General features: G+C 60.6%; 15 protein-coding genes. 7 read left to right on the forward strand and 8 right to left on the reverse strand.

Features of this window, described 5'->3' with window-relative positions; translation table 11 throughout:
* Positions 1–8: 8 nt before the first annotated feature.
* Positions 9–1,412, forward strand: coding sequence for an LLM class flavin-dependent oxidoreductase (locus tag OQ248_RS23005; protein ID WP_265814117.1), 1,404 nt, complete (start codon positions 9–11; stop codon positions 1,410–1,412).
* A 59-nt stretch (positions 1,413–1,471) separates the two neighbouring features.
* Entirely contained in the window at positions 1,472–2,890 is a 1,419-nt protein-coding gene (locus tag OQ248_RS23010) for an FAD/NAD(P)-binding protein (RefSeq protein WP_265814118.1), read from the forward strand.
* On the opposite strand, the gene OQ248_RS23015 is transcribed toward OQ248_RS23010, so the two are convergent.
* The 3 genes from OQ248_RS23015 to ppnN form a co-directional block, all read right to left on the reverse strand.
* The gene (locus OQ248_RS23015) at positions 2,884–3,093 is read right to left on the reverse strand and encodes a hypothetical protein (protein ID WP_265814119.1); all 210 of its coding nucleotides are present in this window, start codon (positions 3,091–3,093) and stop codon (positions 2,884–2,886) included. The two genes, OQ248_RS23010 and OQ248_RS23015, sit on opposite strands and share 7 nt — an antisense overlap.
* 108 nt (positions 3,094–3,201) lie before the next feature.
* Positions 3,202–3,936 carry a transporter substrate-binding domain-containing protein gene (locus OQ248_RS23020; protein ID WP_265814120.1) on the reverse strand — a complete coding sequence of 245 codons (735 nt, stop codon included), beginning with the start codon at positions 3,934–3,936 and terminating at the stop codon, positions 3,202–3,204.
* Positions 3,937–4,099: 163 nt separating this feature from the next.
* Positions 4,100–5,473 (reverse strand): nucleotide 5'-monophosphate nucleosidase PpnN, encoded by a 1,374-nt coding sequence (gene ppnN / locus OQ248_RS23025; RefSeq protein WP_085711405.1) that lies wholly within the window; start codon positions 5,471–5,473, stop codon positions 4,100–4,102.
* Positions 5,474–5,685: 212 nt separating this feature from the next.
* On the opposite strand from ppnN, the gene OQ248_RS23030 reads away from it, so the two are divergent.
* The gene (locus tag OQ248_RS23030) at positions 5,686–6,207 is read left to right on the forward strand and encodes a DUF3087 domain-containing protein (RefSeq protein ID WP_265814121.1); all 522 of its coding nucleotides are present in this window, start codon (positions 5,686–5,688) and stop codon (positions 6,205–6,207) included.
* On the opposite strand, the gene OQ248_RS23035 is transcribed toward OQ248_RS23030, so the two are convergent.
* Complete coding sequence (locus OQ248_RS23035) at positions 6,204–6,590, reverse strand: DUF2784 domain-containing protein (RefSeq protein ID WP_265814122.1); 387 nt, start codon at positions 6,588–6,590, stop codon at positions 6,204–6,206. The genes OQ248_RS23030 and OQ248_RS23035 overlap by 4 nt on opposite strands.
* Before the next feature lie 154 nt (positions 6,591–6,744).
* On the opposite strand from OQ248_RS23035, the gene OQ248_RS23040 reads away from it, so the two are divergent.
* The 3 genes from OQ248_RS23040 to OQ248_RS23050 are packed head-to-tail and all read left to right on the forward strand — an operon-like array spanning position 6,745 to position 7,965.
* Positions 6,745–7,443, forward strand: coding sequence for an AzlC family ABC transporter permease (locus OQ248_RS23040; RefSeq protein WP_265814123.1), 699 nt, complete (start codon positions 6,745–6,747; stop codon positions 7,441–7,443).
* The gene (locus OQ248_RS23045) at positions 7,443–7,754 is read left to right on the forward strand and encodes an AzlD domain-containing protein (RefSeq protein WP_167443797.1); all 312 of its coding nucleotides are present in this window, start codon (positions 7,443–7,445) and stop codon (positions 7,752–7,754) included. The genes OQ248_RS23040 and OQ248_RS23045 overlap by 1 nt, the downstream gene beginning before the upstream one ends.
* Before the next feature lie 40 nt (positions 7,755–7,794).
* Positions 7,795–7,965, forward strand: a complete 171-nt coding sequence (locus tag OQ248_RS23050) for a hypothetical protein (protein ID WP_167748741.1) — start codon at positions 7,795–7,797, stop codon at positions 7,963–7,965.
* Positions 7,966–8,011: 46 nt separating this feature from the next.
* On the opposite strand, the gene OQ248_RS23055 is transcribed toward OQ248_RS23050, so the two are convergent.
* From OQ248_RS23055 to OQ248_RS23070, 4 genes are all read right to left on the reverse strand, one after another.
* Positions 8,012–8,284, reverse strand: coding sequence for a hypothetical protein (locus OQ248_RS23055; RefSeq protein ID WP_085711400.1), 273 nt, complete (start codon positions 8,282–8,284; stop codon positions 8,012–8,014).
* 290 nt (positions 8,285–8,574) lie between these two features.
* A complete protein-coding gene (locus tag OQ248_RS23060) occupies positions 8,575–9,255 on the reverse strand; it encodes an SOS response-associated peptidase family protein (RefSeq protein ID WP_265814124.1) in 681 nt (226 codons plus the stop codon).
* Between the two features lie 51 nt (positions 9,256–9,306).
* Positions 9,307–10,146: an ABC transporter permease gene (locus OQ248_RS23065; protein WP_265814125.1), complete on the reverse strand. Its 840-nt coding sequence runs from the start codon at positions 10,144–10,146 to the stop codon at positions 9,307–9,309.
* A 61-nt stretch (positions 10,147–10,207) separates the two neighbouring features.
* Positions 10,208–11,194, reverse strand: a complete 987-nt coding sequence (locus OQ248_RS23070) for an aliphatic sulfonate ABC transporter substrate-binding protein (RefSeq protein WP_265814126.1) — start codon at positions 11,192–11,194, stop codon at positions 10,208–10,210.
* A gap of 294 nt (positions 11,195–11,488) precedes the next feature.
* Here OQ248_RS23070 and OQ248_RS23075 point away from each other — a divergent pair, with 294 nt between their 5' ends.
* Entirely contained in the window at positions 11,489–12,436 is a 948-nt protein-coding gene (locus OQ248_RS23075) for an ABC transporter substrate-binding protein (protein ID WP_265814127.1), read from the forward strand.
* Positions 12,437–12,478: the final 42 nt, after the last annotated feature.

The following is a 12,478-nucleotide window of genomic DNA, read 5'->3' on the forward strand; positions in this document are numbered from 1 at the left end:
GCCGTCTGATGGCTCGTGAAATCCGTCTCAACGCCTTCGACATGAACTGCGTTGGTCACCAGTCGCCAGGCCTGTGGGCTCACCCTCGGGATCGCTCGTGGCAGTACAAGGATCTGGAGTACTGGACCGATCTGGCGAAAATACTCGAGCGCGGCAAGTTTGACGGGCTGTTCATCGCCGACGTGCTGGGCATCTACGACGTGTACAACGGCAATGGCGAAGCCGCCATCCGGCAGGCGGCTCAGGTGCCGGTCAACGATCCGTTGCAACTGATCCCGCCAATGGCGCTAGTCACCGAGCACTTGGGGTTCGGTCTGACCGCTTCGTTGTCCTTCGAACATCCGTATCCGTTCGCCCGACGCCTGTCGACCCTCGATCACCTGACCAAGGGTCGTGCCGGCTGGAACATTGTCACTTCGTATCTGGAGAGCGGCGCGAAAAACATCGGCCAGCAAGCCCAGACCGAGCACGATGCGCGCTACGACTTCGCCGAGGAATATCTGGAGGTCTGCTACAAGCTCTGGGAAGGCAGTTGGGAAGAGGGTGCGATTTTGCGGGATCGCGAGCGGCGAATTTTCAGTGACCCGAGCAAGATCCACGAAATCCGCCACCACGGTAAACACTTCCAGGTGCCGGGCATTCACCTTTGTGAACCGTCGCCGCAGCGCACGCCGGTTCTCTATCAGGCCGGGGCGTCCAGTCGGGGCAAGCAGTTTGCCGCCGAGCATGCCGAATGCGTGTTTGTCGCGGCACCGTCCAAGGTTCTGCTGAAGAAAACCGTGGCCGACATTCGCCGCCGCGCTGCCGAGGCCGGGCGCGATCCGTCGAAGATTCTGATCTTCAACCTGCAAACCGTGATCCTCGGCGAGACCGATGCCAAGGCCAAAGCCAAGTTTGAAGAGTACAAATCCTGGGTCAGTTACGAAGGTGCAATGGCACTGATTTCCGGCTGGACCGGCATCGACTTCAGCCGCTTCAAACCCGACGAACCGCTCAAGCACGTGCACACCAACGCGATTCAATCGGCGGTCGAGGCGTTTTCGACAGCGGACCCGAACAAGGTCTGGACTCCGAATGAATTGGCCGACTGGGTCGGCATCGGCGGTTTCGGCCCGTTGTTCGTCGGTAGCCCGGAAACGGTGGCGGACCTGCTGCAGGAATGGGTCGACGAAACCGACGTCGACGGCTTCAACCTGGCTTACGCGCTGACCCACGAAACCTTCATCGACGCCGTGGAATTGCTGGTGCCGGAGTTGCAGAAGCGTGGCGTCTACAAGACCGATTACGCGCCGGGAACGTTGCGCGAGAAACTGTTTGGCGAAGGGCCCAGGTTGCCGGAGATCCATCCGGGCAGCGGATATCGAAATCTGGGTGAGCTGCATAGGCGGGAGAAAAAGGTCGCGACTGTCTAGACTCGCTCGCCGCGTCTGCACGACACTGACTGGAGCAAACCCTCTGCAGCGAGAACGGCATGACTCAAACCGATACGACCGCGATCCGTCACGCTGACATCCTGATAGTCGGCGGCGGTCTCAGCGGCGCAATGCTGGCGGTGCAGCTGCTGCGCCTGCCGGGCCGGCGGCAGATTCTGGTGATCGAGCCCCGGGCCGAGCTGGGCCGGGGTGAAGCGTACAGCGCGGTTGAATTGGGCCACACGCTCAACGGTAACGCGGAGCGGATGAGCGTCGACCCGGATGATGCCGACGACCTGACCCAATGGCTGACCGAGCACATTGCCGGCGGCGGCTGGCCGGAGTCGGATGAGCAACATGTGCCGGTCAGTGAACTGTTTCCGCCACGGGGGCTGTTCGGTGTCTACGTGCAGCAGCGACTGGCCGAGGCGCAGCAGGTGGGCGCGCAGCATGGTTCGACGGTCGAGCACGTGCGCGCAGAGGTGATTGATGTACAGACTTCGGCCGATTCGGTGCAGCTCACCTTGAGCGACGGCCAGCGACTGCAAGGCGCTTTTGCGGTATTGGCGACCGGGATGTTCCCGGCTGCCCGTACGCCGCAAAAGCAATCCAGCGGCCTCAACGCCGCCGGGCTCGATCCGTGGGATGTGAGCGCCATGCGCCAGCTCGATCCGCAATCCACGGTATTGATCATCGGCTCCGGCCTGACCATGGTCGACGCCGTGGTCTCGCTGGAACAGGCTGGGCATCGCGGGCCGATCGAGGTGTTTTCCCGGCACGGGCTGCTGCCCCATGTCCGTCGTCAGCCGCCTGCGTGGGCGGACTTCCTCGCCGAGGATCACAGCATCCGCACGCCACGCCAGTTACTGCGTGAATTGCGTCGGCATTGCCGGGAAGCAATCGAGCAAGGTATCGACTGGCAGGCACCGCTGGATACGGTGCGCGCGCACATCGGCCGGTTGTGGAGCCAGGCGAGCGACGTGCAGCGACGGCAGTTCGTGCGGCATGTGCGACCGTGGTGGGAAAGTCATCACCATCGCTCGCCGCCGCTGAGTGCAGAGCTGGTCGAACGTCTGCATCGCGAAGGGCGCCTGCGGATTCACGCCGCGTCCTATAAAGGCCTTGAGCCGGTCTCGGGCGGTGGTGTCGGCATTCGCGTCCGCCGTCGGGGCGAGAGTGAAACGCACGTGGAGCAAGGCGCGGCGCTGATCAATTCCAGCGGTATCGAATACGATTGGCGCCGGGTCGACCGGCCTTTGCCGCAGCAGTTGCTGGCCCGTGGGCTGGTGCGACCGGGGCCGTTGGCGTTGGGCATTGCGGCGGCAGTGGACGGGGCGGTGCTGGATGCGCAGGGAAGGGTGTCACTACGACTGTTCGCGATGGGCCCGCCACTGAGAGGGATGTGGTGGGAGAGTACGGCGGTGACCGATGTTGCGTCGCAGGCCAAGGCGTTGGCCGCACGGCTGGTGGCTCAATAGTCGTAGGCGAATCCGGAGTCGTTTTGCGCGACGTAAAGATTCTGCTCCACACTGCCCCTGGCCTCACGGTCAATGCCAACGATATCGACATTCAGGGTGCCGGTCATGGCGACCGCAGGCCCGTGGCCATGTGCGCTGGCGATTGCGGCGGAAGTGGCACCGATCAGGGCGACGATAAACCCAAGGGCAATGAAGTCTTTCATGGGTCTGTACCTGAAAGTGGGAGGAAGATGACTGCCACTTTAGGGCCGCCGGCGCCAGAAGAAAAAACACCTTTTCAGATAGTTGTTATCAAAGACGTTGATGCGTGATCAGCGCGGCAGGGTATTGCTCAGCCAGCGCTGGCGCATTTTCTCCAGACGACCGTCGGCGCGCAGCGTGTCCAGCGCCTGTTGCCAGCGTGCGACCTGCCTGGGATCGGTCTGGCGGGAGAACGCGATATAAGTGTCGCGCTTCATCAGTGGTATCTGATACTGCAAACGCCCCGGCTCCATGCCTTGTTCTCGGGCGAGGGCCGCACTGGACAGTGTGTCGGATACCACGAAGTCGGTTCGCCCGAGACTGAACAGACGCATCATCTGTTCCGGGGTTTCCACACCGTAGAGGTTGCTCAGGTCCTGTTCCTGCAGATAGCTGTAGACCAGCCATTTGCGCGGCACGGTGATCCGCCCCAGATGATCGGCCTCGCGCAGGCTGCGGACCGGCGGCTGGAAGTTGTCGTGGGCATACAGCGCCGTTTCCACATCGATCAGTGGCCCGACCCATTGGTAGCGGTCGTCACGGGCGTCGGTGCGCAGCACGGTAAATACGCCGGTGTCCGGCGTCTCGCTGGCCATGCGCAGGGCACGCAGCAGTGGCACTTGCTGCAGGTGAATGCGATCGCCGGTCTGCGCCGCCAGGGCCTGCACCACATCCACGCCGAAGCCCACCAGTTGCTCGCCCTGAAGGAAATGCAGCGGAGGATGGTTGTCGGTGAGCAGTTGCAGATCTGCCGCATTGGCTGTCAGGGCCAGAAGAGACAACAGGCAGGCGGCAAAACGTTTCATGGATCGTCCCTGAAAATTCAATCGCCCAGCTTAGTACGCGCGCGCGGTGGCTGTCGTGGGGAATCAGCGGGGCTTTTGTGTCAGAGAACAGGGCGGTTTGGTAGTGGCGATGCGCCTTGTGGGAACACGTTTGCTCCCACAAGGCTGCATCCATCACGAAGGGTCAGGACACCACGCGATAGCACGGCACATACGCCGCGCCGCCCGGCAGTTTCATCCGGTGCTGGGCGACGAAGGCTTTGAGCAGCAGATCGAGCGGTTGCATGATCGCGGCGTCGCCACGGATCTGGTACGGGCCGTGCTCTTCGATCAGGCGGATGCCCTTGTCCTTGACGTTGCCGGCAACGATCCCGGAGAAGGCGCGGCGCAGGTTGGCCGCCAGTTCATGGGCCGGCTGATCGCGGTGCAGCTTCAGGTTGGCCATGTTTTCGTGGGTCGGGTCGAACGGGCGCTGGAAGCCTTCGTCGATCTTCAGCAGCCAGTTGAAGTGGAACGCGTCGTTGCGTTCGCGGCGGAACTGCTTCACGGCTTTGAGACCTGCAGTCATTTGGCGCGCCACTTCGGCCGGGTCGTCGATGATGATTTCGTAATGCTGTTTAGCCGCCTCGCCGAGCGTGGCGGTAACGAACGCGTCAAGCTGTTCCAGGTACGGCGCGGCATGTTTCGGCCCGGTGAGAATTACCGGGAACGGCAGGCCGGCGTTGTCCGGGTGCATCAGGATGCCCAGCAGGTACAGGAACTCTTCGGCGGTGCCGGCGCCGCCCGGGAATATGATGATGCCATGTCCGACGCGGACGAAGGCTTCCAGGCGTTTTTCGATGTCCGGCAGGATCACCAGCTCATTGACGATCGGGTTCGGTGCTTCGGCGGCGATGATACCCGGCTCGGTCAGGCCCAGGTAGCGACCGCCGTGGATACGCTGCTTGGCGTGGGCAATCGTCGCGCCTTTCATCGGGCCTTTCATCACGCCGGGGCCGCAGCCGGTGCAGATGTCGAGGCTGCGCAGGCCCAGTTCGTGGCCGACTTTCTTGGTGTATTTGTATTCTTCGGTGTTGATCGAGTGACCGCCCCAGCACACGACGATCTTCGGCTCGACGCCCGGGCGCAGGGTGCGTGCGTTGCGCAACAGGTGGAAGACGTAGTCGCTGATGCCCTGGGAGGTGCTGAGGTCGATGCTCAGGGCGTCGAGCTCGTTTTCGGTGTAGACGATGTCGCGCAGGGCGCTGAACAGCATTTCCCGGGTGCTGGCGATCATTTCGCCATCGACGAAGGCGTCGGCCGGGGCGTTCAGCAGTTCCAGGCGCACGCCGCGATCCTGCTGGTGAATGCGGATTTCGAAGTCTTTGTAGGCTTCCAGAATGGTTTTTGCGTTGTCGACATGGGCGCCAGTATTGAGGATTGCCAGGGCGCACTGGCGAAAGAGGGTGTAGGTGCTGCCGGTTCCGGCCTGGCTCAGTTGCTGAACTTCACGTTGGGAAAGGGTTTCCAGGCTGCCTTTTGGGCTGACCGAGGCATTGATTACGTGTCGTTGGGTCATGCAGTGATCCTTAAAACGATGTCATTGCCGGCCTGGCCAATGGCATCCGAATAGAGTGTATCCATGAATGAAGATGGCACGATCTGCGTGGTATCGCCATGTCCCCCGCTGGACGATGAAAAGATGAAAAGGAGCTCCAGCATAGCTAAATCCGCCTCAGAGGCGATAATGCGCCGGCCTCTTTTTATTTCAAGCCATGGAAGCCTGTCGCGATGTTCGAGATTCAACCGATCGATGCCATCACCTATCGCCAGCAGACCCGGCGCAGCACGCTGATTATCGCGGTGCTGTTCCTGGTGCTGGCGATGGCGTTTTCGACCGTGGCGGTGGCGCTGTTCGGCGAGCCGGGCGGGGATAACCTGCGGTTCAATGTCGGCGGGGTGTTCGGCGCATTCCTGCTGACGGCGGCGTTGTTGCGCGGGCGATTCTGGAATCAGACATGGATGGCCCCGGCGGTGTACGGCTGGCGGCTCAAGCGCAGCCTGATGAGCGTCACCAATGTCATGCATCAGGTGACGGCAGCGGTCGAGAAGGGCGATCCGACGGCGATGAAAGTGCTGCGCTTCTATCATCTCGGCTTGACGCAGATGCATGAGCTGGACGGCAACTCCAGCGATCATGGGCAATTGCACCGGGAAGTCGAAGCACACAAGGCTCGGATGGAAACGCTCGGTCTGGACACCGATCAGACGCGCCTCGACCCGGCCTGGCTGGAAGCCTTGAAGTCGCGTTAAAACGGGATGCGTGCAGGGCGGCGTAGTTGCCACTGGCGGATCAGGCGCCCGTATACCAGCAGGTTGATCACCAGCACCACGCTGCCCAGCGCTAACTGGATCTGTGGGGTCAGCCCCGCCGGGTAGATGATCGGCCAGACATAATGCTCGATGAAACCGCCGGCATACTCGGTTTGCCCGGCGGCGTGGCGCATCAGGTTTTCCCAGTAGGTCAGCGGGCAGGTCAGGTGCAACACTTCGACCATTACCCCCCAGGTGGCGGCCGGCAAATGCAGCCAGGCCACTCGGTGCCACTTGAGCACCAGCAGCCCGCCAAACAGCACGAACAGAATGAACGAAAGGTGGAAAAGCACCAGCCCGTCGGCGGCAATTCGATACAGCATGTCGTCTCCCTGACGCAGATGTGAATGGCTGTCATGGTACGCCGCTAATCGGTTTGCAGCTGGGCGATTTCCGGCAACTGCGCAAGATTGTTCAAGCCATGAAAAGGCATTTGCTGGCAGAGTCCGGGGTCTTGTCTCACGGTTGAAGAGCGTTATGTCTGACTCATTTATGCCGCGCAGTGCCTTTCTTCGCGGAGCCGCGGCGATCATGCCGTTATCCCTGGCGACCGCGCCGTGGGGGCTGCTGGCCGGCTCCATGGCGATCGAAGCCAACCTCACGCCACTGCAGGGGCAGGGCTTGTCCACCATTGTGTTTGCCGGTGCTGCGCAACTGGTGGCGATCGGCATGCTCAAGGGCGGTGCCGGGATTTTCTCGATTCTGCTGACCACGCTGCTGCTGACGTCGCAGCATTTGCTCTACGGCATGAGCATGCGCCACGTGATTTCGCCGTTGCCGGGTCGCTGGCGCATCGGCCTGGGTTTTTTGCTCACCGACGAACTGTTCGCCCTGACCAGCCAGCACGACCGTCAGCAGTTCAATCGCTGGTATGCCCTTGGTGTCGGCCTGACGTTCTACATCGCCTGGAACCTCTTCACCCTGGCCGGCATCGTGCTCGGCAGCAGCATTCCGGGGCTTGAACACCTGGGACTGGACTTTTCGATTGCCGCGACCTTCATCGCCCTGATCACCCCGGTGGTGCGCAACGTGCCGACCGTGGTTTGCGTGGCGGTGTCGCTGTTCTGCTCGGTGCTGTTCAGTTACTGGCAGTGGGGTTCGGCGTTGGTGCTGTCAGGGCTGGCGGGAATGATGGCCGGGTTTATCTGCAACAAGCTGTATCGGGAGCGCACATGATGATCTGGGCAGTGATTTTCGGCATGGGAATTCTGGTGTTCCTCAACCGCTACGTGTTTCTCGAGCCGCGCCTGCCGGTGCGTTTGAGCAGCAATGCGCGGCAGTTTCTGGGTTTCGCCGTACCGGGCATGTTGACCGCGATTTGCGGGCCGATTGTGTTCATGCCGGACAAACAGCTGAATTTGCAGTGGGACAATCCCTATTTGCTGAGTTCGTTAGTCGCCATCGGACTCGTGATCTACACGCGTAATACGTTGCTTAGCATGCTGTTGAGCATGGCGTTCTTCTTTCTGTTGCGCTGGTGGTTGTAAGTTGCCTGTCTGAATCTGTTCTACGCTGTAAGGATGACTGATGACTTATGACGGCGAGGTGAACATGGCAACGGAGCAGCAACGTCCCGAAGAAGATGAAGAACCGAGCGAAGAAGAGATCGAGCGGGAGAAACACAAGGAGCAGACCTGGAAACATGACGACAGCCGCGAGTTGTCCGATCGCGACCAGGAACGCCCGCTGAAACCCTGAACGCCACAACGAAAAAGCCCCGCGATGGCGGGGCTTTTTCGTTTCATCAAAGATCGTCCAGCTGTGTGAAATCGGGGTGTGAGGCCCGATAGCCCAAGGTCTTGTCGATCCAGGCATTCAGCTCGTTGACCATCACCGGCGGGTGGCAGGGATAGTTTTGGAGAGTGGTGCGCAGGAGGCGGTCGATCTCGGGTACGTCACGCAGGTTTCGAGTCTTTATGTAGTGGGCGATAAAACAGTCGAGTTGAAAGCGTTCTGTCATGGACAGATAAATACACTCCAGGCCGTTGGCCTGTTTGATTGCAAAATCGTCGCGCAACTTAGTTCTCTGCAAGGCTTGTAAGTTTGTAGGGTATTCCCGGTTTGTTGACTCTTTGGTCAACTGGTATGCCAATAGGAAATGCGGCGCGCATGCTATCTGTAGTGTTACTAAATGTATGTATGACGATTGAAATGTCAGACAGGCGGTTGGTTTTAATCAAACGACCGATTCAATGATTGTTTCGAGTTTGAAACACTGACTGTAACGAACGGTTCTCACTTGCTGCGTGATATCAATTTGACTCACGTCTTCCGACTATTCGATAAACGTGCCGGCCTACAAAATATTTAAGCCACTACTTCAATCAACTCCGCCCCCTGATTGCGTGAGTTACCGACAGCTTTGCCGACTTTGTGCCATTCGAACGCTTCGCTGCTCAAGCCTTCGAACAGCAACATTTGCTCGGCTCGCTCCACGGGCGTAGCCGGGTCGAGCCATTCCCGCGCGCCCTCGGCGGACAACACGATGGGCCGGCGATCATGCAGATCGAGCAGGCCACCTGCGCTGTCGGCGGTGATGATCACAAAGCCGTCGTCTTCCCGTGGTTCTGATCCGGGTGTCGGAAACTGGCCGATGGCGGCGCAGAAAACCGGTTGATGATCGATTCGATGGATCAGCCAGGGTTGGCGGCTCTTGTCCGGACCGTCGACCCACTCGAACCAGTTGTCGACCGGCACGATCAGGCGATGACGCCAGATTGCCCGGAAGAACGGGCCGTGGACGACTTTTTCGACCCGCGCATTGATCGGCGCCGCGCGATCCCTGGCCCAGTGCGGGCGCCAGCCCCAGCGCAGGTTGTCGGCGTACAAGCGTTGTTCGTGTTGATGAAGAATGGCCAGCGTGGTGGTGGGCGCCGCGTTGTAGCGCGCCAGCGGTGCATCTCCGACGTGATTGATCAGCGCATCGGGAATGCTCAGCACCGCGACGAAATCGTGGATGCCCCGGTACTGCGAGAGTCTTCCGCACATCGGCCGAACCTCCGGCGAACACTGCCTGAAGGTTCAGCTTAGTTGTGCGAGTCAGTCCTTGCTGCCCTGGCCGGTGAAGGTGTCGCGCCAGGCCAGCCAGCGGCGTTCGAGTGTGGCGAGCAGGCCGTCGCTGAGTTTGCCCAGCAGCGCCAGAACGATGATCGCCGCCAGCACGATGTCCGGACGCGAGGTTTCACGCCCGTCACTCAGCAGATAGCCCAGGCCTTTGGTCGCCGCGATCAGTTCGGCCGCCACCAGAAACATCCACGCCAGACTCATGCCGCTGCGCAGTCCGGTGAACAGGCCGGGCAGGGCGGCGGGCAGCAGAATCCGCCGTACCAGTTGCAGACGGCTGAAGCCATAGATATGGCCGACTTCCACCAGTTTGCGGTCGATGTTGCGGATCGCTGCGACCACGTTGACGTACACCGGGAAGAACGCGCCGATGGCAATCAGGACGATTTTCGAGGTCTCGTCGATGCCCAGCCACAGCAGCAACAACGGCACCCAGGCCAGACTGGGAATCGAGCGCAGCGCGGCGAACGTCGGCTCCAGGTACGCCTCGGCCTCGCGGCTCAGGCCGACCCACGCGGCAAACATCAAGGCTAGACTCGCGCCGATGGCAAACCCGATCAGCACGCGAATCAGGCTGGCGCCGATGTGTTTCCACAGTGCGCCTTCGGCCAGATCGGTGAGGGTCATGGCGACCTCGCTCGGCGCGGGCATCTGATAGGACGGCAGCCAGCCGATGCGCACGATGATCTCCAGCGCGATCACGATCAGCAGCGGCAGGGCCAGCCCTTTAAGGCGTCGCCGCCAGAGCGGATTCAGCGGCCGGTTTTGTCGGCGGGGCAGCGGCACGGTGAGGCGGGCGGGCAGGTCATTGCTCATGGGCGGTTCTCCGCTCACGACAAATCCGCGACGGGCGCGGATTCGTTGTGAGCCTGATCGGTTACTGGGCGGCGGCGACCTGCTGGAAACCGGTGTCGATCAATTGATCGATGACCTGATCGACATTCACCCCACGGCGCACCAGTTCTTCGGAGACCAGAATCGGCGCGGCGGCTTTCGAGGCGAGCACATCCTTGGCGGTGAGTTGCGGGCTGCTCAGGTCGGTGCGCGACAGTTGCAGTTTGGCCACGTCCAGTGGCAGGCCGGATTCGCTGGCGAGCAATTTGGCCAATTCATCGGGATTTTTCACCGACCATTCGCGAGCCTGTTCATAGGCTTTGATCACGGTGTCGATGGTTTGCGGATGTTCCTTGGCGTATTGCTCGGTGACGCTGACCACGCCGTAGCTGTTGAAGTCGCGGTTGCGATACAGCAGGCGCGAACCGGCCTGTACCTGACTGGCGGCCATGTGCGGATCGAGGCCGGCCCAGGCGTCGACGTCGCCTTTCTCCAGCGCGGTGCGGCCGTCCGGGTGTTGCAGGTGCACCAGTTCCACATCGTCCTTTTTCAGCCCGGCCTGTTGCAGGCTGCGCAGGGTGAACAGGTACGGATCGGTGCCTTTGGTGGCGGCGATTTTCTTGCCCTTGAGGTCGGCGACGGTCTGGTACGGCGAATCCTTGCGCACCACCAGCGCGGTCCACTCCGCGCGGCTGTAGACGTACACCGATTTGATCGGGCTGCCGTTGGCACGGCTCAGCACCGCCGCGAGGCTAGCCGACGAGGCGAAGTCCACGCCACCGCTGTTGAGGTATTCCAGCGAGCGGTTGCTGCCCTGGCTCAGCACCCAACTGACTTTGCTCTGGGGCAGGGCTTTTTCCAGATAACCCAAGTGCTTGAGCGCCAAGCTGACGGGGGAGTAATAGGCATAGTCCAGATGCACTTCAGCGGGTGGCGTTTCGGCGGCGTGGACGAGAGGTTGCAGACTCAGGGCTACTGCGCAGGCCGCGAGCAGTGTTTTGACACGGGAAAACGGTAAGCGGGATTTCATGGGCACGCTCCGGCAAGGCAACAGTTTCTTATGTCCAGAAAGATATTTTTATCGAATGCTTCCTGCATGAATGGAATATTGCAGGCTCTGTGCCATATGCCTTGAGCCCCGTATTTACGGGGTTTTGATGCGATTTACGCGCTTTGAGCTGTTGCCGGGAAAACACTGTGCCGCGCCACTGTTGCCAGACCAACAGCGCTTGTCGGCGGTGCTGAGCTTATTCATTAATCGAATTTCAAATGCGATTTATAAGAGCGCTATGGTCTATAGAAAATCCCCTTTGCAGGACTCGCCATGAAGCTCTCCCGTTTCCTACGCGCTGCGTTGACCAGCGCCTTGATTGCCTCGCCTCTGACTTACGCAGCTGAACCTGTGGTCCTGCACGTCGGTGACCAGAATTACTACAACATCCGCGCTTCGGTAGAGGCTTCCGGGGTATTGAAGGGCGCGCCTTACACGGTCGACTGGAAACACTTCCAGGCCGCCGCGCCGTTGGCCGAAGCGTTACAGACCGGTTCGCTGGATCTGGGCTTTCTCGGCGATTCGGGTTTTCTGTTCCTCGCCGCGAAACAGGCACCGGTAAAACTGATCGGCGTGTCGCGGCAAAACCCGGACACCATTGCACTGTTGGTACCCAAGGATTCACCGGTGAAAACCATCGAGGATCTGAAAGGCAAGAAAGTCGCTTTCTGGCCGGGTGCCTGGAGCCAGCAATTGACCTTGCGCGCTCTGGAGCAGAATGGGTTGCCGGAGAATTACGTCGACTTCGTCAAACTGATGCCGATTGACGCGGCAGCGGCATTACCTCAGGGCAGCATCGATGCCTTCCCAGTGTGGGAGCCGTACATTTCCCAGCAGATCGTGTTCTCCGGTGCACGACCGATTCTGACTGCAAAAAACCTGATGCCGGGGTTGAGCGCCATCGCCGCTTCCGCGCCGTCCATCGACAGCAAGCGGGAGGCGATTGCCGACTTCCTCGGTCGCCTGAAACAGGCCCGGGCCTGGGTCGACAGCCACACCGACGAATACGCGGACTTGTGGGCGAAGAAAGCCAATCTCGATCAAGAGGTCTCGCGGCACTGGTTGCGCCAGGCGCACATGACGGTCGGCCCGGTGGATCAACAAGCCGCTGCCGACCTGCAAGGCACCGCGGACTTCCTGTTCAAGGTCAAGGCGTTGCCGGCGCCGCTGACCACGGCGGGGATTATCGACACCTCATTCCAGCAGGCACTGGCGCACTGAGTGAGCACCGGAACAAAACCCTGTTATCTTTATCCAACCTCG

This window comes from Pseudomonas sp. COW5 (genome assembly GCF_026240005.1).
Classification (GTDB): Bacteria; Pseudomonadota; Gammaproteobacteria; order Pseudomonadales; family Pseudomonadaceae; genus Aquipseudomonas; species Aquipseudomonas kribbensis.